Origin of the sequence: Escherichia sp. KTE31 (assembly GCF_000407925.1) — a bacterium.
In the GTDB taxonomy this organism is placed as follows: Bacteria; Pseudomonadota; Gammaproteobacteria; order Enterobacterales; family Enterobacteriaceae; genus Escherichia; species Escherichia ruysiae.
This window is the reverse complement of record NZ_KE136722.1, coordinates 1,575,451-1,597,315: the sequence shown is the minus strand read 5'-3', so window position 1 is coordinate 1,597,315 and position 21,865 is coordinate 1,575,451. Positions and strand designations below refer to the sequence as shown.

The 21,865-nt window shown below is 49.9% G+C and carries 16 protein-coding genes, 1 tRNA gene, 1 pseudogene and 2 CRISPR repeat arrays; of the genes and pseudogenes, 6 read left to right on the top strand and 12 right to left on the bottom strand.

Annotated features, from left to right (window positions below; genetic code table 11):
- The first annotated feature begins 36 nt into the window (after window positions 1-36).
- From aat to WES_RS13550, 4 genes and pseudogenes are all read left to right on the top strand, one after another.
- Complete coding sequence (gene aat, locus WES_RS13540; RefSeq protein WP_016158981.1) at window positions 37-741, top strand: leucyl/phenylalanyl-tRNA--protein transferase; 705 nt, start codon at window positions 37-39, stop codon at window positions 739-741.
- A 184-nt stretch (window positions 742-925) separates the two neighbouring features.
- Window positions 926-1,098 (top strand): annotated as a pseudogene (locus WES_RS24715) (hypothetical protein); the annotation flags it as partial.
- On the top strand, window positions 1,026-1,244 hold the full coding sequence (gene infA, locus WES_RS13545) for a translation initiation factor IF-1 (protein ID WP_001040187.1): 219 nt from the start codon (window positions 1,026-1,028) through the stop codon (window positions 1,242-1,244). The pseudogene WES_RS24715 and the gene infA, both read left to right, overlap by 73 nt.
- 106 nt (window positions 1,245-1,350) lie before the next feature.
- A CRISPR array of direct repeats spans window positions 1,351-2,039; the repeat unit is 28 nt; unit sequence TTTCTAAGCTGCCTGTACGGCAGTGAAC.
- A gap of 337 nt (window positions 2,040-2,376) precedes the next feature.
- A tRNA-Ser gene (locus WES_RS13550) sits at window positions 2,377-2,464 on the top strand.
- Window positions 2,465-2,720: 256 nt separating this feature from the next.
- Here the strand turns inward: WES_RS13550 and cas6f are convergent.
- The 9 genes from cas6f to WES_RS24345 all read right to left on the bottom strand — a co-directional run bounded on the left by cas6f (window position 2,721) and on the right by WES_RS24345 (window position 15,188).
- Window positions 2,721-3,275 (bottom strand): type I-F CRISPR-associated endoribonuclease Cas6/Csy4, encoded by a 555-nt coding sequence (gene cas6f, locus WES_RS13555; RefSeq protein WP_016158982.1) that lies wholly within the window; start codon window positions 3,273-3,275, stop codon window positions 2,721-2,723.
- A gap of 10 nt (window positions 3,276-3,285) precedes the next feature.
- Window positions 3,286-4,287 carry a type I-F CRISPR-associated protein Csy3 gene (gene csy3, locus WES_RS13560; protein WP_016158983.1) on the bottom strand — a complete coding sequence of 334 codons (1,002 nt, stop codon included), beginning with the start codon at window positions 4,285-4,287 and terminating at the stop codon, window positions 3,286-3,288.
- A 10-nt stretch (window positions 4,288-4,297) separates the two neighbouring features.
- Entirely contained in the window at window positions 4,298-5,221 is a 924-nt protein-coding gene (csy2, locus tag WES_RS13565; protein WP_000120896.1) for a type I-F CRISPR-associated protein Csy2, read from the bottom strand.
- Window positions 5,218-6,522 carry a type I-F CRISPR-associated protein Csy1 gene (csy1, locus tag WES_RS13570; RefSeq protein ID WP_016158984.1) on the bottom strand — a complete coding sequence of 435 codons (1,305 nt, stop codon included), beginning with the start codon at window positions 6,520-6,522 and terminating at the stop codon, window positions 5,218-5,220. The genes csy2 and csy1 overlap by 4 nt, the downstream gene beginning before the upstream one ends.
- A gap of 387 nt (window positions 6,523-6,909) precedes the next feature.
- Window positions 6,910-10,143, bottom strand: coding sequence for a type I-F CRISPR-associated helicase Cas3f (cas3f, locus tag WES_RS13575; protein ID WP_016158985.1), 3,234 nt, complete (start codon window positions 10,141-10,143; stop codon window positions 6,910-6,912).
- On the bottom strand, window positions 10,140-11,123 hold the full coding sequence (cas1f, locus tag WES_RS13580; protein ID WP_016158986.1) for a type I-F CRISPR-associated endonuclease Cas1f: 984 nt from the start codon (window positions 11,121-11,123) through the stop codon (window positions 10,140-10,142). The genes cas3f and cas1f overlap by 4 nt, the downstream gene beginning before the upstream one ends.
- 169 nt (window positions 11,124-11,292) lie before the next feature.
- Window positions 11,293-12,161: a CRISPR direct-repeat array (repeat unit 28 nt; unit sequence TTTCTAAGCTGCCTGTACGGCAGTGAAC).
- 226 nt (window positions 12,162-12,387) lie between these two features.
- Window positions 12,388-14,664 carry an ATP-dependent Clp protease ATP-binding subunit ClpA gene (gene clpA, locus WES_RS13585; RefSeq protein WP_016158987.1) on the bottom strand — a complete coding sequence of 759 codons (2,277 nt, stop codon included), beginning with the start codon at window positions 14,662-14,664 and terminating at the stop codon, window positions 12,388-12,390.
- Window positions 14,665-14,694: 30 nt separating this feature from the next.
- Window positions 14,695-15,015, bottom strand: coding sequence for an ATP-dependent Clp protease adapter ClpS (gene clpS / locus WES_RS13590; protein WP_000520781.1), 321 nt, complete (start codon window positions 15,013-15,015; stop codon window positions 14,695-14,697).
- A 98-nt stretch (window positions 15,016-15,113) separates the two neighbouring features.
- On the bottom strand, window positions 15,114-15,188 hold the full coding sequence (locus WES_RS24345; RefSeq protein ID WP_212741843.1) for a hypothetical protein: 75 nt from the start codon (window positions 15,186-15,188) through the stop codon (window positions 15,114-15,116).
- Between the two features lie 149 nt (window positions 15,189-15,337).
- Between WES_RS24345 and cspD the strand changes: the two genes are divergently transcribed.
- Complete coding sequence (gene cspD / locus WES_RS13595) at window positions 15,338-15,562, top strand: cold shock-like protein CspD (RefSeq protein WP_000410785.1); 225 nt, start codon at window positions 15,338-15,340, stop codon at window positions 15,560-15,562.
- Between the two features lie 72 nt (window positions 15,563-15,634).
- On the opposite strand, the gene macB is transcribed toward cspD, so the two are convergent.
- The gene (macB, locus tag WES_RS13600) at window positions 15,635-17,581 is read right to left on the bottom strand and encodes a macrolide ABC transporter ATP-binding protein/permease MacB (RefSeq protein WP_000188132.1); all 1,947 of its coding nucleotides are present in this window, start codon (window positions 17,579-17,581) and stop codon (window positions 15,635-15,637) included.
- The gene (gene macA / locus WES_RS13605; RefSeq protein ID WP_000797455.1) at window positions 17,578-18,693 is read right to left on the bottom strand and encodes a macrolide transporter subunit MacA; all 1,116 of its coding nucleotides are present in this window, start codon (window positions 18,691-18,693) and stop codon (window positions 17,578-17,580) included. Before macA ends, macB begins: the two co-directional genes overlap by 4 nt.
- 150 nt (window positions 18,694-18,843) lie before the next feature.
- Here macA and WES_RS13610 point away from each other — a divergent pair, with 150 nt between their 5' ends.
- Entirely contained in the window at window positions 18,844-19,800 is a 957-nt protein-coding gene (locus WES_RS13610; protein ID WP_133174890.1) for a VirK/YbjX family protein, read from the top strand.
- Here WES_RS13610 and WES_RS13615 read toward each other — a convergent pair.
- The gene (locus WES_RS13615) at window positions 19,797-21,455 is read right to left on the bottom strand and encodes an ATP-dependent endonuclease (RefSeq protein WP_016158989.1); all 1,659 of its coding nucleotides are present in this window, start codon (window positions 21,453-21,455) and stop codon (window positions 19,797-19,799) included. The two genes, WES_RS13610 and WES_RS13615, sit on opposite strands and share 4 nt — an antisense overlap.
- Window positions 21,456-21,865: the final 410 nt, after the last annotated feature.

Sequence of the window (21,865 nt, the reverse complement as noted above, 5' to 3'; positions counted from 1 at the left end):
TGAACGATCCGACTTGCGTAGTGGAGTTTTGCGGTCATGCGCCTGGTTCAGCTTTCTCGCCATTCAATAGCCTTCCCTTCCCCGGAAGGCGCATTACGTGAGCCTAACGGCCTGCTGGCGCTGGGGGGCGATCTAAGCCCTGCGCGTCTGTTGATGGCTTATCAACGCGGTATTTTTCCGTGGTTTTCTCCTGGCGACCCTATTCTGTGGTGGTCGCCCGACCCTCGCGCGGTATTATGGCCAGAATCCCTGCATATTAGTCGCAGTATGAAACGTTTTCATAGACGCTCGCCCTATCGTGTCACGATGAATTACGCATTTGGTCAGGTTATTGAAGGTTGTGCCAGCGATCGCGAAGAAGGAACCTGGATCACGCGCGACGTGGTTGAAGCTTACTACCGCCTGCACGAGCTGGGTCATGCCCACTCTATTGAAGTCTGGCGTGAAGACGAGCTTGTCGGCGGCATATATGGCGTGGCGCAGGGAACGTTATTTTGTGGTGAGTCGATGTTCAGCCGCATGGAAAATGCGTCCAAAACGGCGCTCCTGGTATTCTGCGAAGAATTTATCTATCACGGTGGCAAATTAATCGATTGTCAGGTGCTTAATGATCACACAGCTTCGCTTGGCGCCTGCGAAATTCCCCGCAGGGATTACCTCAATTATCTTAATCAAATGCGCCCGGAACGATTGCCGAATAACTTCTGGGTGCCACGGCAATTGTTTTCGCCTCAGAAATGAATGTTTTCGGCACATTTCTCTCCAGAGTGTTATAATTGCGGTCGCAGAGTTGGTTACGCTCATTACTCCGCTGCCGATAAGGAATTTTTCGCGTCAGGTAACGCCCATCGTTTATCTCACCGCTCCCTTATACGTTGCGCTTTTGGTGCGGCTTAGCCGTGTGTTTTCGGAGTTATGTGCCAAACCTGTTTGTTGCGATTTAGCGCGCAAATCTTTACTTATTTACAGAACTTCGGCATTATCTTGCCGGTTCAAATTACGGTAGTGATACCCCAGAGGATTAGATGGCCAAAGAAGACAATATTGAAATGCAAGGCACCGTTCTTGAAACGTTGCCTAACACCATGTTCCGCGTAGAGTTAGAAAACGGTCACGTGGTTACTGCACACATCTCCGGTAAAATGCGCAAAAACTACATCCGCATCCTGACGGGCGACAAAGTGACTGTTGAACTGACCCCGTACGACCTGAGCAAAGGCCGCATTGTCTTCCGTAGTCGCTGATTGTTTTGCCGCCTGATGGGCGAAGAGAAAGAACGAGTAAAAGGTCGGTTTAACCGGCCTTTTTTGCATCTGGAGTTAAGGAAGAAAATAAATATTGGGGTATGGATTTTATAACTGCCTGTGCGGCAGTGAACCACCCGCAGCCGGGGCGTATCTCCGCGTTAGCTTTCTAAGCTGCCTGTACAGCAGTGAACAAGATTTCCTGTTGGACTAAGTGCCAGCATTCTTTTCTAAGCTGCCTATACGGCAGTGAACCTGCGAAACGATCCCTGTTTGAGTATTGAGGTTTTCTAAGCTGCCTGTACGGCAGTGAACCTTCAAATGTCTGTGTTGCCGGTTTTGCTGATTTTCTAAGCTGCCTGTACGGCAGTGAACGGCGGCAAGAATGCCATGGTTGCGCTGAAAGATTTCTAAGCTGCCTGTACGGCAGTGAACGCAGATGACCGGAGAATGGCTGAATACAACAGTTTCTAAGCTGCCTGTACGGCAGTGAACAAATGAGGGCAACCCCCAGCAATTGGTGCTGGTTTCTAAGCTGCCTGTACGGCAGTGAACTTTTTTGATGCCGCGTCAGCGGCATGGAAGGCTTTCTAAGCTGCCTGTACGGCAGTGAACGATGCGGCGGCTGTAGCTGGTCTTGTGATGACTTTCTAAGCTGCCTGTACGGCAGTGAACAGTGTTCCGTGCGTACCACGACAACTGGATTCTTTCTAAGCTGCCTGTACGGCAGTGAACATATTACTATTATCTTTGGGCCAAATAATGTTTTTCTAAGCTGCCTGTACGGCAGTGAACTGGAATAATAACAGACTATCCGATTGATTTACTGTTAAAACTTACAAAATCTCCAATTCATACCCTTTTTCGAGGCATCAAAATAGTAATAAATAAAATCAATGAGTTACATTTCACTCTGAAAAAGGGTCGATTGGAATGTCTTCAATCTCATATTTCCAGCGTAGCTTTTGATAAATAATTGCCCAGAACATGTATAGTCACAATCCTGGTCGGATGAACCGCGTGAACAATGCATAACCAAACAAACAAATCTAAATAAATTTTTCTTGACCGTTTTACTCCAACTCCCTATAGTAGCGCCCCGTTGCCCCATGAGGTCAGGCAACAAAAATTTGGTGAGGTGTCCGAGTGGCTGAAGGAGCACGCCTGGAAAGTGTGTATACGGCAACGTATCCGGGGTTCGAATCCCCGCCTCACCGCCATATTTTAAGAAGAGCTCGTACGAAAGTACGGGCTTTTTTTTCGCATATAGATGGCTTCGTATACCTCTCAGTTCAATAACTACCTCTCAGTTCAATAACTCCCTCTCCAGGAAATGGTTTAGCAATAAAACTTTTTTAGCAAAGAAAACAACATCCCGGATATGAACAATTAACATCCAACACATCTTCTCAACGGCCTGGCCACACTACAAAAAGGCCCAGCCACACGGCCAGGCCTCTTAATAATTGCAAAACATCAAAACCAGGGAATAGTTGCCGTTGTGCTTAATCCATAACTACTAAATTCCCCTTTAACCGGTTCTGCACGCAAATCACCGTGCTGGATAAACAGCTTAAACTGTTGCTGACTCGACAAACTCTTCATATTAAGAAAAGGTAAATCGGTCCGCTGTTCAGTTTGCGTCGCCAGTCGCTCAATCGCCTGCTCTTCAGTAAGCCAGCCTTTTTTCACTGAACGCCTTAACAGACGCTGTGGGTTACTTTTGACCTGCACACGACTTACCACTCGCCAGCCCTTTATTTCAGGAATGGGAGTGACAGGCGAACATTGGCAATAATCCGTAAGCCCTTTACGCCACATTGAGGCTTCAAGCTCCTGCAATGCCGGGGCGCTACCATGCAAGCGTAAACGCGCTCCTGGCTTAACGTTTATGTCCGGGAAACTCACGCCGATATCACCTTGACCTCTTGCACCCAGTGCCCGGTGCAATTTGGCAAATAACGCCGCCATCAACATTTCACTCGAAAATTCAGGATCGGGCAGAACGCGGATCTCAAGATAGTGATCCATTGACAGCTCCTTATTCCGCTTTCTCACCAAAAACACCACCACGGATCAAGACAGCCATCACGTAGTGCTGCTGATCAACTTCTGGTTTGACGCCTTTAGTCACCCAATTATCCAGTAAGGTATAAAAATCGAGTTTTTCTTTTGGCTGACGACAAGCGACACCGCGACTGGTTACAGAACCATAAGGTTCTACAGCGATAGCTCCCAGCTCATCAACCTTCGGATGCCAGGTATCAATGGTACGTAAAGCGTTGCCAATTTTTTGGGAGTGAATACCGGTAATGCCTGCAACCTGGTACAACACGCGACTTTTGCTACTGTTACTGTCGAGCACCAGCTCCTGTGACGGGAAGACTTCTTGCCCGGCACCGAGGCGAACCTGCGCTTCAACGGTAAGCATGACCCACTCTTTTCCGCTTAACCCTTGTTCTATGATGGCCGCCAGCTGCGTGACCGCTGCCTGCTCCTGGTCAAATTGACGTAAAGAGAAGTCATGGCTGTTAAAAGTCCATGAAGTATCATTCGCAGTAACTTTCACCTGGATCTGCTCAGCGCCAATGCGGTTGCGCCACAGAAAACGGCCATTTGCCAGATTCAGCGTATAGCGTAACGCCAGCTCTTTAAAGCCATGTTCACTGATGTAACCTTCAATGACCCCGGAAAGCGCCTCCTGGTAAGCCATATCATTACATACTGAAGGTGAAGATAAATTACCCAGCACTCGCAGCGTAAACACCACTTTTAGCGTATCCGCATCTACCGGAAGCGAGGCCACATCTACCCGCTGCAAGTTGGCTTTTTGGATTTCAGCGTCCAGTTTTGTGGGGTCGCTGGCAATCGTGTTTTTCAGGCGATTAGAGATGGTTCCGCGAACCGCTTTCTCCTGAATCTCAATGGGTTGCCATTCATTTCCTTGCCAGTTACCTGCATACATCACCGCGTCAGAGGTTGCCAGTTTGCGTTCAAATGCCAGTACCGATGCTGTTTTTATTGCTACAGGAGCCTTTGCCATAATTATGTCCTTATTCTGAATCGTCATCTTCATGAGTTATAGGGTCGTCAACGAGTGGTATTGCCGAGCAATAGTAGCCGGTGTCCGTTGTACGGTAGCGCCACATCAGCGGTTGCAGGTCAGTGATGCGATGTAATCCGCGCCATTCACCAATTCCATAAACGGCTTCGGCAAAAGCAAATGGCGTCACGGTGTCGCGCGCATTTTCAACTTCACCGGGGGCGTAAACAGGAGATATACGTTGGTAACCGCACATTAACGGTACCAGGAAACCGGGCATCGGCTTCGGCTGGTATGTCCATTTTGCGCTGTTGTCTTCTGCCGGAGATTCGGCCTGATATTTAATGGCGGCGAAATCGAGCCAGGCATCAAGCAACGATATATCAGGATGTTGTTGGTGATGTTCAGCCAGCCATTCGCTGCGATCGTAAAGCGCGTAACCCGGCATTAAACGCCAGATGATTTTACGCAGTTGCTTTTCATCTTCAGGTGCATGAAAAAGCTGCGGATCGCGCATACTGACAATGCTGCCACCCGCCAGTTTATGGCTCTGGCAAAGCACTTTCAGATGGTCACACAGGGCTTTTCTACCGTATTCTCCATTGGTAATTTCGCCATTACATTCAACAAGTAGAGAAACCGTCAGGTGCATACGCCCCTCTTCATTGAACGAGGCAGTTTTACCTTCTTTGGTTAATGGGTTACGGGTGAGAGCGAACTGAAAATCGCGCCCGGAACTGTACGCCTGAATATGCTGTTCATGGCTAACGACTGCGCAACCGGCAAAACTTACGCCAAATTCATCCACCACTTTGCGAGAAAGCGCATGAACATAGCCGAGAAAATGGGTCATCGCCGGGAATCCCCAGGTCAACCCGGAAACGGCGTTAGCGTTTTCTATGCGTATATGGGGTAACAAGAGCAGATAACTCATTTCAGCGCCTCCTGCAAAACGGCTTCCATTTCACGCATCCGTTGAGTGAACAGGGACTGACTACGCCACTCTCTTTGCTCGACGGCTCCCACATCGAAACTTGCTTTTTTCAGGCGATAGTTCAGCCAGCGCGCGAAGTCATCAGCGACGGTTCTCTGCCAGTCGTTTTTCTCACGCTCCAGTTTGAAAGCCTCATCTGACAGGCTTCGCCACGGGTCCAGCCAAAGCTGCTGGTGACGTGGTAAGTCTGGTGATTGTGCTGACCACCCCTGCCATTTTTCTTGCTGAAAAGAGGATGCCTGCATGGACAGCAAATCTATCAACTCATCAATATATTTCGCGCGCGCAGTACGGATATGAACATTGTTTATGTCAACTTTCAGTAAGTAGGTCATCCGGGCGATAGTGCCCGAAGCTAAGCGATTGAAATCGCCGCGTAAGGCAAAAATACTGCGCATGTTTTGTGGTGCGCGATCCTGCGTCGACCAGGTGGGGGGCATTGATGGCAGCAACCAAATACGACCACCACGAACACTGTTGAGCAGAGAAATATTCTGCGGTTTTGTACCGCCAAAATGCATCTCAGCAAGATTAGGGAAACGAATATCTGGCTGTGGGTGCCATTTACCTGCCTTGCGAGCATCGCGAATGGCTTTCGATTCCTCGCTAAAACGCACAGCGGTTAGCTTTTCATACATCGCCTGCGCCAGTGAACTGGAAAACAGCGGGCATAACAGGTGATAGCCATCATCGACAGGGAAATAGATTTGTTTTGCCAGTTTATGGCTGACAGGCTGTGCAAGTGTCCATGCCTGACGAAACCCTGCAACCCACTGCGCCAGTTGAGCTTCATCCTCTGCAAACGTGCTTAATGCCTGATAGTCGCCGCGCTTAAGACTGGCAAGCAATGAATCTCCATTGACATCGGTTTGTAGCAGTTTTGCGACGTCCAGTGCGGCGGCGTTGCCAATGGCGTCAGTGGCGACTTTCGCCAACGATGCTGTGTTTAAATAGCTTTCGTTAGCGGAGGTGTCCAGATAAAAGCTGCTGGCTTTAGAATCACCATGACTAAATTTAGCGCCATGAGTGACTAACTTAATTTGCCCGGCACGCTTCGCCGCATCCGTTAACCAGTTACGTGGCAGGTAGCGTGCTTCAAGTTCCTGCCGTTCCTGAGCGATGGCGCTGGCATCATTGCCCTGCTCTAGCCTCTTTGCTGCTTCTTTTTCAAAGGCATCGATTTTGGGTTGCCTTCGCGAAGCAATGTAGTCAGTTATAAAATCTACTAAATTGTTGTTCAAAAGATTCCCTCCTTGCGCCACCTACTAGCTAAAAATTTAATATTATTAATGAATTATTCACTTCCCCGCCTGTCGCAACCTTGTGATCAATCGAAACCAACATCGGTTTAGATGCAAATATCCAGCAAGTACAAAACAAAACTGCACAAAATACTTTCATATCATCACGCATTCACAACCCCCTCCACGCCTCAAGTGTAGGGGATTGTAATCAACGATCAAAAAACGATCAACACCTATATAAAGCTTCTTTAATATGAATCACGTTGCAATGTTTTCCAGAATTGCGATAAAGTTAAGAACTAAACTGTCGAACAGATAGCTTAGAAATATATAAAGCTCCTATAGCGATACTTGTAAACTGCCGTACAGGCAGCTCGCGCCCCTTCACGGGGCGCGAAACACCCCTAACCATGGGTGATAATGCCAGCCGTTGAGCGCATCTTCGTCACAGACGGGTACTCTCACTTCAGCAAACCTTTCCCCGACACGATTAATCTCACAACTGTGCTCAACAGCCAGATCCAACAAAACTTGTTGGTAATCCATCATGCCCCAACAAGCAACGCCGCTGGCGCATATCACTTCTTCTCGTTTGAAATTCCCCTGCTCTTTACGCTCGTTGTCGCCCATGCGGGAATAGAAACTCGCTTTTCTTTCTTCGTCATCCATATGCAGAAAAAACACCGCTTCCGGTAACGACGAATAACGAAAAGGCGTCTGGCGCTGCATCCAGCCGTTCCAGCTTAGTGGTGCGCGCCACCATTGCGCAGCTACCACATGTTTGCTTTTACTACTCATCAACTCGGTGGATAAACGACGATGCTCAAGTTCCGCCAGTTTATTTTCATTATTGGCAGGTAAGATCCGTGGTAAGGCATTAATCGTCCGGTAGTCCGTGAGTGGTATCAGCTCGCAAATATCATGGCTATTCAGCACGCGATCTTTTGTTTCGAAACCCGGTTTACAAAATGCGGGGCATTTTTTCTGCAATGCTTTGATATTGCTCCGCAAAATAACCAGATTCTCACTGGTTGGCACATTTCTGCGGTGGCGTTGAATACGTCCGGCAAATTGAATAATCGAACGCATAGAACTCGGTTCGATAATTCCCCAGTCCGCATCCCAGTCACGCCCCACTTCTATAACCGATGTGCCCAACACCACAAAAATATGGTGCGATTCCGGACTTTTATGTAAGGCTTCAGCGATATCCTCGTTTTTCCAGAAATCATCTTCTCTATGACGAGTAAAAGCGCGATCCAGCCGCTTCTCAATATTTGAACGTACCGCCAGCGGATGTCGGGAGTGGTAAACGCAATAATGAATGCAGACATCTTCTGGTGAAGGAATGGTAATCAGAGCTTTGGCCACCGCGACCAGAGAATTAATATTGGCGAAGCGCACCAGACCCAGCGAAACAGTTTTGCCGCTTTCGTGTTGCTGGCGATGCGCCTGATGCAACTTCAGCATTTGCTCATGTACCGTGTGAGCCACGCTTTCGATAACATCCTGAATCGCGCTTGATGGGGATGAAATCGAAGCTATACGCCCGAAATGAAATCGTTCTTTTTCAGCCAACATTAACGCTCGTCGCGCAACAAACTTTTTGTGCGTCTCACGAAAAGTAGCGCCATCACCAATTTGTGTGGCATCGGCATCTTTTTCATCAAACCAGGCACAGCAGATATTGACGGGTCTGCCGTTCGTACCGCATGACGCCTGCCACATTTTGCGCCCGGCAAGATAAGCCGCGAACAGAGCCTGAATCAAATCTGGCGGCAACGTCGCGGAAGAAAGTAATACCCGCGTACCCAGCATTCCAGCCCAGTTCATCAGACGACATACCGCATGAAGATCGGCAATATCAAAATCGTCAGGTTCGTCGAGCACTAAATCGCTGGTTAACAGACGCAACATCGCCGGAAGCTGTTTCCCGCCGCGTACACCTTCGGTCGCGGAAATAAGATGATCAATCGTCGCTACCAGAATTGGGGCACTTACTAGCTCTTTAAGTTTGCTGTCATCCTTCAACCATTTTTCCAGCGCGCCGGTATGAAGACTACCTTCGTATTTAACAAACTGTTGCTCCTCTGCTGGCGACTCTTGCGAAGCACTTCCGCAATCATTGTCTGTTTTTTCCTGCTGCCAGAGTTGTTTGACTGCCGCCGAACCAATCAGTACTGCCAGCTCATCCTCACCCAATCCAAGCCGGCTGCGCAGAGCGTCACCCGTTTGTAAGGTCAGCGTACGTAATCCCAATGCAATGGTAAAACGACACCCTTCACGCTCATCAGCAAGCGCATACATAATGCGGGCGTTAGCAAAGGTTTTACCGCACCCCGTCGAGGCCATATTGACACCGAAAAAACCATCTTCCCGACTGCGTTCACGTAACGCACGCGCCACATCCCAGGCTTTGTCCTGCCAGCGATATTTCGCATCTGTAGCTCGCTGGTTAAAACCTTTATGTCGGGCAATTGCCGGAAGCGATGCCCGTGTGTGCATCAGTTGCCGCCCAAGCAAATACGCATGATGCGCAACGCCCACAAGATGCTCATCTACCCGTTGTTTGAGCGTGCCGCTCTGCCGATCGCTATTTGCCCAGACGATATAATTCGGATCTTGCCATTTTTGCTGCGCGTCGTTAGATGAATAGTAGTGATCAGCAAGCATCAGGCAAAAACGCGCCATATGTAATAGAAACAGTTGCTCCATCAGCCCCCATTCCTTTAAAGCGACTGCGTTACGCGCCCGACGGGCAATCTGGCGCGCTTTTTCTCGCCAGCTCGCGCTTTGAAGTGGCGTTCCTGACGGAAACTGCCAGACTTGCTCGAAATCCTGAGGTGACCAGTCATTCTTACGGTGGTTAACGGCATTCCAGTCAGCATTGAGTTGCTTCTCCAGCCAACTTTCACAGCCTTTGTATGATTGTTCCGGTTGTGGCGAAAGATTCTCCGGCATTCGATGATGGGAAAGGATCAACCAGCCTACCGTTTTGGCGAGTGGTTGCAGCGAACTGAATGGGCTATTGGAAAAATGAGGCGTGTCTTTTTGCAGGCGCTCAAGAATCGCGGTTTCATCATCAGCCGTTAATTCCCCGAGTTTTTCCAGCCATACATCATCTGACTGCTTACCGACAAAAGCCTGAAAAAGCCGCAGCGAAATCCACTCATGCCGGTAAGGTTGATAACTTCGTGCACTCTTTTTGGTCAGGCTTTGCTGAAAGCTGCGTCCTGCTTTACCAAAATCATGAAATAACCCAGCAATAGCCGCCAGCAGCGCAATGCTTTCCGCGCACTGCCAGCGATTTTCTTCTTTGTTCACCAGGCTGGTTTGCGTTGTTCGATTTGTGGGAACGCGGCCTTGAGCATTAAAGCGACGAATATTGCCGACAATCCACATCAGCTCCGTTTGCCCATTCTTCTTCAGCCAGTGACAAGCAACCGCTGTATTTCGTCTTGCCGTTTTGCGCAGTAAACGGCGTAAAGTGTTAACACCTTCCTGAGTAATTACCGTTTGCCATGCGGCATCACCTGTGCGTTCGGCAAACTGATCAATAATACGGCAACTCTCCACGCGGGCATTTTTTGTGCAGCGCGAAATGATCAGAACGTTCATTGGTCAGCCTTAGCCAGTGCCTGAGCTGTTTCCTGCAGAGAGGTGATCATGACATCCAGCGCATCCGCTTGTTGAAAGATATTGATGCAGCGTTGACGAAACGCCTGAGCATCTTCTCCCGCCATTGCGGCGATAAATGCTTGTGGCATAACAAGGGCATCTTTAATCAGATCGGCAAGGTCAAAAACAAGCCCACCGCGACGTGTTTTACCGTGCATTACCGCTAAACCGTGCGGGATACCTGTTACCCACGCCGCCACTGCCGCCAGGCCATAGGCCAGATAATTCCCTTGATCGAGGAAGCGGTTAGCCATATCAATCCCACCGCCCCGTTTTGCGCGGGTGAAATCGCCATAACCCACGGTTTGGCTCACCATTTTGTAGAGTGCTTTGGTCAATTTCGCCTCTACGAGCATAAGCTGCGTATGGTTTTCTGCCGCGTCTATTTCTTCACGAGTACGATTTAGCAGGGCCTGGAGCGCATTAGCATCAGGTTGAAATGCGTGTTCACGCTGCATTTTCGCGCTAGTCCAGTGTTTATCAATATGTGTCAGGCGGATTAACTGAAAACGTTTCGCGGCGGCAAGTCGTTTGTCTTCAACAAACCAGAAAGAAACCCATTGCTGAAGGTACTCGGTAGGACGATATTCGCTTTGTGGACTGAGCCAGGAGACATCAACATCTACTTCATTGGCGGAGTAAAGCGGTGTGCCATCCATACCACAAAATCCTACCATCACCCCCGCATGGGCAAATTCACGCATCGCCGCCTGAGTAACGGATGTTCCCATCCCCAACATCAACGCTGTGGTATTCGCAATGGGGATATTCCAGTAATATGACTCCTTGCCTTCACTGGTAACATACTCCACCCGCCCCCCATTCACCTGCACCCGGCATTTTTCCAGATAATAAATATTGGCGCGTTTGGAGTGGAGAATGGTTTTGAGGTCAGAAGGAGTAAGGTAATTTGAAGACATAAACACATCCTGTGATTATTTTTGTTTGAAGGCGTTAGGATTAGTACAACATTGATTTCTATGCAGGAAATTGATTTCTGTCGCAATTATTACAATTGTTATTGTGTGCTAAGGCTAATGTTTTGAAGTTGAGAGCGTCATGATATGACCAAACGTCTACCATTGCGTATTGTGAAACTGCCTGTACGGCAGTGAACTTGCTGCATTCGACAGCTGGTCCTCTACGTTTTTCTAAGCTGCCTGTACGGCAGTGAACTATTATTTGACGTAAGGGGAGTACACCAGATCTTTCTAAGCTGCCTGTACGGCAGTGAACCAAGCCGTTTCACAAGCCAGGCTTTGCCTTCTTTTCTAAGCTGCCTGTACGGCAGTGAACGAAATTAAAGACAAAGGTGCGGCGGCGCAACAGTTTCTAAGCTGCCTGTACGGCAGTGAACGCCAGGATGGACAGGATCTGGTCGTGATTAGCTTTCTAAGCTGCCTGTACGGCAGTGAACTGCCGCACCGCGTCAACACCAGCCAGCCAGCGTTTCTAAGCTGCCTGTACGGCAGTGAACACTTAGTACTGACAGCTTGCTGGCAGTACTTATTTCTAAGCTGCCTGTACGGCAGTGAACCAGCACATCTGGTGCCTCGATTTGATCGGCGATTTCTAAGCTGCCTGTACGGCAGTGAACACATATTCTACATGGTCTTCGGCATCGCGAGATTTCTAAGCTGCCTGTACGGCAGTGAACCTACGTGCCTGTTCGGGTGTGTACTGCATATATTTCTAAGCTGCCTGTACGGCAGTGAACGATCATCTCGAAACAACAGGGCAGGCGCAGCAGTTTCTAAGCTGCCTGTACGGCAGTGAACGACTTCCTTTGTGCTCTGTCCGGGGACCGGCATTTCTAAGCTGCCTGTACGGCAGTGAACACCCGATCCAGACAGTGACCAGGACAACGCCATTTCTAAGCTGCCTGTACGGCAGTGAACGCGCATGAACTCAGAGTCGTGTGGGATGGTAATTTCTAAGCTGCCTGTACGGCAGTGAACTCAAATACTACACGTTTAGCCCGTTGTTAATAAAGTAAAACTATCTAATTTCCCTGCTGCTACCCTTTTTTATCCTTGCCTTCCAGCAGCATTAATTATCAATAAGTTACAGTAACCATAAAAATTAGGGTTACAACCGCCCTCACCTCACAAACAAAAAAAGTCCGTAACCCCATACAGGATTACGGACTTTATCAACCTACTTAAAAGGCTTTACACCATCAGATTAATGCGCTGCTTCTGCCTTGTGCTTTTGTGCACTCTGGAATCCGTAAGTCAGCTCATTTTTCTCTTTATCCAGCGCGACGGTGACCTGACCGCCGTCCACCAGCGAACCAAACAACAGTTCGTTGGCGAGCGGTTTTTTCAGGTTGTCCTGGATGACACGCGCCATCGGACGTGCGCCCATTGCCCGGTCGTAACCTTTCTCAGCCAGCCAGTTACGCGCTTCCTGGCTCACTTCCAGAGAAACACCTTTCTGATCCAGCTGAACCTGCAACTCGACGATGAATTTATCCACCACCTGATGGATCACGTCGGTTGACAGATGATCGAACCAGATAATGTTGTCGAGACGATTACGGAATTCCGGTGTAAAGATCTTCTTGATCTCTTCCATCGCATCGGTGCTGTTATCCTGGTGGATAAGGCCAATAGATTTGCGCTCAGTTTCCCGTACCCCGGCGTTGGTGGTCATCACCAGCACCACGTTACGGAAGTCTGCTTTGCGTCCGTTGTTATCGGTCAGCGTACCGTTGTCCATCACCTGCAACAGAATATTGAACACGTCCGGATGCGCTTTCTCGATTTCGTCCAGCAGCAGCACCGCATGTGGATGCTTGATTACCGCATCGGTCAGCAGACCACCCTGATCGAAACCAACGTATCCCGGAGGCGCACCAATCAGACGGCTGACGGTATGACGTTCCATATACTCGGACATATCAAACCGCAGCAGCTCAATGCCCAACGCTTTCGAAAGCTGTACCGTCACCTCTGTTTTCCCGACCCCGGTAGGGCCGGCAAACAGGAACGAACCGACCGGTTTATGTTCGTGACCTAAACCTGCACGCGCCATCTTAATGGCTTCGGTAAGTGCTTCAATGGCTTTATCCTGACCGAAGACCAGCATTTTCAGGCGATCGCCGAGGTTTTTCAGAGTATCGCGGTCACTCTGAGAAACACTCTTCTCTGGAATGCGTGCAATACGAGCCACCACGGACTCAATATCCGCCACATTAACGGTTTTCTTGCGTTTGCTTACCGGCATCAGGCGTGCGCGAGCGCCCGCTTCGTCGATAACATCAATCGCTTTATCCGGCAGATGACGATCATTGATGTATTTCACCGCCAGCTCTACCGCCGCACGCACCGCTTTTGCGGTATAACGCACGTCGTGGTGCGCTTCATACTTCGGTTTCAGGCCGTTGATGATTTGAACAGTTTCTTCGATCGACGGTTCAGTAATATCAATTTTCTGGAAGCGACGCGCCAGAGCACGGTCTTTCTCGAAAATGTTGCTGAACTCCTGATACGTCGTCGAACCAATCACGCGAATTTTACCGCTGGAGAGCAACGGCTTGATCAGGTTAGCTGCATCCACCTGACCGCCAGAGGCTGCACCTGCGCCGATGATGGTGTGGATCTCATCAATAAACAGGATGCTGTTTGTATCCTGCTCAAGTTGTTTAAGCAATGCTTTGAAACGTTTTTCAAAGTCGCCGCGATATTTGGTGCCCGCTAACAGAGAACCGATATCGAGGGAGTAAATCGTACAGTCAGCCATCACTTCCGGTACATCGCCCTGAACAATACGCCAGGCAAGACCTTCCGCAATCGCGGTTTTACCGACGCCAGACTCCCCGACCAGCAGCGGGTTGTTTTTACGGCGGCGACAGAGAACCTGAATGGCGCGCTCCAGTTCCTTCTCACGACCAATCAGCGGGTCGATTCCTCCCACGCGTGCAAGCTGGTTCAGGTTAGTCGTGAAATTCTCCATACGGTCCTCCCCACCAGCTTGTTCTTCACTGCTCGGCTGGTTTCCTGGTTCAGAAGACTGAGATGGCTCGTCTTTACGCGTGCCATGAGAAATAAAGTTCACCACATCGAGACGGCTGACTTCATGTTTGCGCAACAGATACGCCGCCTGTGACTCCTGTTCGCTAAAGATAGCAACCAGAACATTCGCACCGGTAACCTCACTGCGACCGGAGGACTGAACATGGAAGACCGCACGTTGCAGTACCCGCTGAAAACTCAGCGTCGGCTGCGTGTCGCGCTCCTCTTCACTGGCAGGCAGAACGGGTGTGGTTTGTTCAATAAAGGCTTCCAGTTCCTGACGGAGCGCCACCAGATCCACGGAACATGCTTCCAGCGCCTCCCGAGCAGACGGATTACTGAGCAATGCCAGTAACAAGTGCTCGACGGTCATAAACTCATGACGGTGCTCGCGCGCTCTGGCGAAAGCCATGTTTAAACTGAGTTCCAGTTCTTGATTGAGCATAGGCACCTCCCCCAATTTTTATGCCTGCATTCAGGCTTTTTCCAGCGTACACAGCAATGGATGCTCGTTCTCCCTCGCGTACTTGTTCACCATCGCCACTTTAGTTTCTGCAACCTCGGCGGTAAAGACTCCGCAAATGGCCTTCCCCTGGTAGTGAACAGCGAGCATCAATTGCGTTGCACGTTCTACATCATAAGAAAAGAATTTTTGTAACACGTCAATAACAAACTCCATCGGAGTGTAATCATCATTGACTAATATCACTTTATACATAGATGGCGGTTTTAGCGCGTCACGCACTTTTTCTTCCGCCAGTTGATCAAAGTCCAGCCAGTCGTTCGTTTTACCCATTGTCAGTTATCATCTTCGGTTACGGTTATCGGCAGAACGCTCTGCCGCTGACAAGAGCTTATTTGCCTGACCAATCTACTCCACATAATAGATAAGTATCATCTATCGTTGGCATCAGCGACATCAGTCACATTACTGTCAATAGCGTTAACTGCTTCAAATTTTTGATGCATACCTACCCCCTGGCCCCTGTCAAACGCTTGACGACTCGCCCTATTTCTCTAAATTGTATTTCTAGAGTTGGCGAGGTTTTGAACTGCCCCCTCTCTGACCCCGGTTTATTCCATCTTACTTGTATAAGATTTGCGAAGGATGTCGAAGCATGGAAAAGGGTACTGTTAAGTGGTTCAACAATGCCAAAGGGTTTGGTTTCATCTGCCCTGAAGGCGGCGGCGAAGATATTTTCGCTCATTATTCCACCATCCAGATGGATGGTTACAGAACGCTAAAAGCTGGGCAATCCGTTCAGTTTGATGTCCACCAGGGGCCAAAAGGCAATCATGCCAGTGTTATTGTGCCCGTCGAAGTAGAAGCGGCAGTCGCATAGCTCTTCTGTCTCATTGTGTACATCCTACAGGCAAAATGCCAGCCCGATCGGCTGGCATTTTTATCTCAAATACTACTCTCGCGCCAGAGCATCCACTGGATCCAGCCGTGCCGCATTTCTCGCAGGCAGCCAGCCGAATAAAATCCCGGTAATGGTCGAGCAAAGAAACGCCAGCAGCAGCGCCAACGGAGAAAAGCCAATTTCCCAGCCGGGTAAAAAAAGCTGCAAGGTGAAAGCGATTAACAGCGAAAGAGAGATCCCCAACGCACCGCCCACCAGACAAACCAGCACGGCTTCGATCAGAAACTGTTGCAGTACATCGCTGGCTCGCGCCCCTACAGCCATGCGAATGCCAATTTCCCGCGTTCGCTCGGTCACTGACACCAGCATAATGTTCATTACACCAATGCCTCCGACCACCAGCGAAATCACCGCTACCAGCGTCAGAAACAGTTGTAGAGTACGTGTGGTCTTTTCAACGGTTTTCAAGACGCCGTCCATGTTCCAGGTGAAGAAATCCTTTTTGCCGTGACGCAGCGACAACAAACGCGTCAGTTGCTGTTCCGCCTCGGCGCTGTCAAAGCCTTCTTTCACTCTTACGGTAATTGAGTTAAGCCACGATTGTCCCATTACTCGCCCGGACATCGTGCTGTAAGGCAACCACACGCGCAGCACTTTACTACTACCAAACATCGACTGTTTTTCTTCCGCCACGCCGATGACCCTCGCTGGCATATTACCAACCAGAATCACCTCGCCAACCACATCCGCTTTATGCGGGAAAAGCTGACGGCGGGTATTACTGTCGAGAACGACGACCTGCGCGCGACCGTTAAGTTGCTCCTGATTAAAGGTGTTCCCTTCGCTGAAGGTCATGCCATAGACATTGAAATAATCGCCGCTCACGCCGTTGGCACTGGCAGCAACATCAACATTGTTATAACGCAGGCGCAGGTTTTGCGAGACAGCGGGGGTGGCAGAGGCGACCCACGGTTGTTTTTGAATAGCGATTAAATCGTCGTATTTTAGCGCCTGTTGATATTGCGGATCGTCATCGCCAAAATCTTTCCCGGGATAGACATCAATAGTATTCGTACCAATAGAACGAATATCCGCCAGCACCATTTGTTTGGCGGCATCGCCCACTACGACAATAGAAACCACCGACGCAATACCGATAATAATCCCCAGCATGGTCAGTAAGGTACGCATTTTATTCGCTGCCAGCGCCCGCCACGCCATCGTCAGCGCCTCGTTAAAACCGCTGACAAACTGCCGCCAGCCAGACACCGTTTTGACTACAGGCTCCGTCCCGCCAGCAACATTCTCCTTTTCAATAGCGGGCGGATTGCGCACGATTTCGCCGTCGCGAATTTCGATCACCCGCTCGGCCTGAGCCGCGACCTGCGGATCGTGGGTGACGATAATCACCGTGTGCCCGCGATCGCGCAACTGATGCAGGATCGCCATGACCTCTTCGCCAGAATGGCTGTCCAGTGCGCCTGTCGGTTCATCGGCAAGTATTACCTGACCGCCGTTCATCAATGCCCGCGCGATACTGACGCGCTGTTGCTGACCACCCGAAAGCTGTGCCGGGTAATACTCTGTACGGTCTTCCAGCCCCAGTCGTTGCAGCAACTCCTGGGCACGCAGCAGTCGCTGTTTTCGCTCAAGACCGGCATAGACGGCGGGAACTTCAACGTTCTGCTCGGCGGTTAAATGCGAAAGCAAATGGTAACGCTGGAAAATAAAGCCGAAATGCTCGCGGCGCAGTTGCGCCAGCGCATCGGCGTCCAGTGTGGCAACATCCTGACCGGCTACGCGATAGGTGCCGCTGGTGGCCTTATCCAGGCAGCCGAGAATATTCATCAGGGTCGATTTACCGGAACCCGAAGCGCCGACAATCGCCACCATCTCACCGGCATAAATATCAAGGCTGATGCCCTTCAGCACTTCGACCTGCTCATCCCCAGCGGGATAGCTGCGGCGAATATCCTTCAATTCGAGCAAAGGCGTCATTGCGCAGCTCCTGGTTTGGCCTCACCAATCACCACTTCATCGCCCGCTTCCAGCCCTTTGACAATCTCAACATCGGTATCGTTACGTGCGCCAATCGTCACTTCACGCTCGCGTGTTTCACCATTACGCAACAATTTGACCTTATAACGATTATCGCCAACCGGATCACCTAACGCTGACAGAGGGATCGTCAGCACGTTTTTCACATCGGTGAGCTGAATATGAACCTGCGCGGTCATATCCAGCCGCAGCAAACCATTGGGGTTTGGCACTTCAAAACGGGCATAGTAGAAAATGGCATCGTTAACCTTTTCCGGCGTCGGTAGCACGTCTTTAATCTGCCCTTCGTAGCGCGTCAGCGGATCGCCAAGCACCGTAAACCAGGCTTTTTGCCCCGGCTTCAGGTGGATAACATCCGCTTCAGAAACCTGCGCTTTTACCAGCATAGTGCTCATATCTGCCAGCGTCAGAATGTTCGGTGCTTGTTGTGCGGCAATCACCGTCTGACCTTGCAGAGTGGTGATTTGCGTGACTTCCCCGGCCATTGGAGCCACGATGCGGGTGTAATCGAGATTAGTTTTAGCTGTGTCGAGAGAGGCCTGATTGCGCTTAATTTGCGCGTCAATAGTGCCGATTTGCGCCTGTTTCACAGCCATCTCGGTCGCGGCGGTGTCGAGATCCTGTTGTGAAACCGCCTGCGTTTGCGCCAGACGTTGTTGACGTGAATACGTCACCCGCGCCAGTTTCAGCTCCGCTTCCGCCTGCTGCCGCTGCGCGCGTAGCTCCATCAATGTAGCCTCCACTTCCTTGATCTGGTTTTCAGCCTGCTCAGGATCAATAACCCCTAAAAGCTGATCTTTTTTTACTTTATCGCCAATCGCCACCGACAGCGTTTTCAACTGACCGCTGACCTGCGCGCCCACGTCAACCTTACGCAGCGCGTCCAGCTTTCCGGTCGCCAGTACGCTTTGCTGCAAATCACCGGGGCGCACAATTAGTGTCTGATAAGTCGGCACGGGCGCGTTGAGAATTCTCCATAACGCAATCAGCCCGGCGATGACTATCACCAGCGCAATAACGTAACGTTTCTTCACGGTTCTCCGATTTTTCATAAATATTCTGAATACTCCATATGCCAATCCGGGTCATCAACTTCAACGAAATATCAACAAAACCCTAAAATTTACGTTAGTAATCACACTATTGATGTTTGGTTAAGATACGCAATGGTGAAATCGGCGTCATGTATAACCATTGATTTCATGAATATGTCGCAGCTAACTGAACGGTCCTTTACGCCATCTGAATCTCTCAGCAGCCTGTCTCTTTTTCTTAGTCTGGCACGCGGACAGTGTCGACCAGGTAAATTCTGGCACCGACGTAGCTTTCGTCAGAAATTTTTGCTGCGCTCGTTGATTATGCCGCGCTTAAGCGTTGAGTGGATGAACGAACTATCCCACTGGCCTAATCTCAATACGCTGTTAACACGCCAGCCGCGACTGCCTGTTCGTCTGCATCGCCCTTACCTTGCCGCCAATCTTAACCGTAAGCAATTACTCGAGGCGCTACGTTACCATTATGCATTGCTGCGTGCGTGTATGTCGGCAGAAGAATTCAGCTTATATTTGAATACCCCCGGCCTGCAACTGGCGAAGCTGGAAGGCAAAAACGGCGAGCAGTTCACGCTTGAGCTGACCATGATGATCTCAATGGATAAAGAAGGTGACAGCACAATCCTGTTCCGTAACAGTGAGGGTATTCCTCTGGCGGAGATCACTTTTACCCTGTGTGAATATCAGGGGAAAAGAACGATGTTTATTGGCGGACTGCAAGGTGCGAAATGGGAAATTCCGCATCAGGAAATCCAGAATGCGACGAAAGCCTGCCACGGGCTATTTCCAAAACGCCTCGTGATGGAAGCGGCCTGTCTGTTTGCCCAACGTTTACAGGTAGAGCAGATCATTGCCGTCAGTAATGAAACGCATATTTACCGCAGCCTGCGTTATCGCGATAAAGAAGGCAAGATCCATGCTGATTACAACGCTTTCTGGGAATCGGTTGGCGGCGTATGTGATGCTGAACACCATTACCGCCTTCCGGCACAGATAGCACGAAAAGAGATTGCCGAAATCGCCAGTAAAAAACGAGCTGAATACCGTCGGCGCTATGAGATGCTCGACGCCATTCAGCCACAGATGACAACAATGTTTCGCGGTTAATCTGCCCGACCGCGCGCCAGCCACAGCACGCGTGAAAACATTTTTTTCAGCAGCGTCGGCACGGACTCCACCCCACGACGTCCGGCCTCCATTGCCACTTCAATGGCGAGATCGGGTTTGGAAGAGCGATGGATCGCCTTCGAGATAATTTTGCGCAGATTCATCGGCACGTTTTCCGGGATTTGCGCCACACGATGGAACACATCGGAAAACCCCTGGCGATACATAAAATGTTCCATATCCAGCGCCGGTAACGCCGTTAAATGTTCTCGTTCAGCTTCCCGATCGTTATTCAGCAGGCTGCGCACCGTAGCGGCATATTTCTTCCCGGCTTCATCGCCATCGACCAGCACATGCCATTCAATCCCCATCCGCCGGGCAAATTTGACCAGCGGTTTTAGCCCGGACTGTGCAAATTCAATGACCTTAATCCCTTCGGCATCGAAATGATGTCCACACTGGCGCGCCAGCTCGTTAATAACCCAGGTTTCTGTTTCCCCTTCCACCAGCAGCCAGCAACGGGCAAACAGCGATGACGGACGGTTAAAACGAATATGAAAGGAGATGCGTCGGCTGTCTTCGGTACTCAAGCCACTCGGCCCCAGACGCCAGGCGGCAACGCGAGAAGATTCACGCACCAGGCGGCAAACATATTCTACCGGCGTTAACGAAAGCAGTTCGCCAGAGTTGGTGGTAGCAATACGCTGCAATGGCAGAAGATTCAGCAGATGCCAGGCAACTGAAAGCATAATGGGGTGTAAACGGGTTTCTGGATCTTCTATCAGCAATAATGGACGGGCGTCTTTATCCAGCCGCAATGTCCCTTTTGCCTGCAATAAAGTGGCAAACAGGCCGAGCAAAATAACCCGATACGAACGACCTCCTGGCCGGTCAATCATCCGGTTGATGATATCCAGATAGCGCCAGCTTCGTTGTTCATTGCTGGCTCGCCGCCGCATTAAACGATATCTCGCCTGTCCGGCTCCCTGCTCGGAGAAATAATGCTCAAGCAATTGCACCATTGCCGAAAGTCCCTGCCGAATCTGCCCATCAGAGAGATTTTGTGGATGCGAGGATAACTCACGGGCGAGAAAATCGAGCTGGCGTGCGGTGACTTCCACATTGGGGACATTTGGCACCGTGCCACTACGAATACGGCGCATAAAGCGGGCATCACGCAAGCGCAGCACTGGCATTAAACGCACCAGATGGCGTGCCTGATCGTTAATATCCTCGACATCAATTGGATGTCCGTCTTTATCGAGAAAACTGCGGAGTGTCATTACGCTGCCGTCTTCCGCACTCTCCCCTTCCAGGCGATAAAAAATACGGTGATAACCATCGGCGCACGGCGTCCAGCACGCTTCCAGCGGACGATAGCGGCGCACCCGATGCCGGCCTGGCAGCGATTCACGGAAGGTCAAAATGATATGCAGATGATGTTCCCGCCCATTGATATCTCCCGTCGGAAACCAGAAATCGTCGCGCTCAAAATGGTAGAGATCTGACTCTGGCGATAACAGCAGGGTTAAGGCATCCAGCAAGCTGGATTTACCCCACGCGTTCTCCCCAATCAGGACATTGTTTTGTTCCAGCATCAATGACAATCGGTTAATGCCGCGAAAACCCACAATTTCAACGCGCTCAAGAATCATATCCCCTCCAGAAATATGTTATTTATCTTTTACTCCGGCAGTATAACGAGAAAGGCCGTGGCAATACGTGATGTCATCACAATTAAGCATGGCAAATGTCTGAAAAATGAGCGAATAATTGTGTTATGCCACCTCTTGACGCTCTCCCTGAAAAAACAATGAAATCAAATAATTACATTATGAATTATTTTTATTACCTCCAAAGGCTTAATTCAGTTGTTTGCACTACAATGTCAATCAGGCAAATGACTATATGAGGGAACTGACTATTGCCCTAAATCAAAATTACTGGATTTATTTATCTGGCGAATGAGTCGCCTTCGTTTTTAAAATACCCACGCATTATTTCTGTCGTCACTTTTTTACGACGACCCTATAAAACGACCATATTTTTCACAGGGTCAATTTTT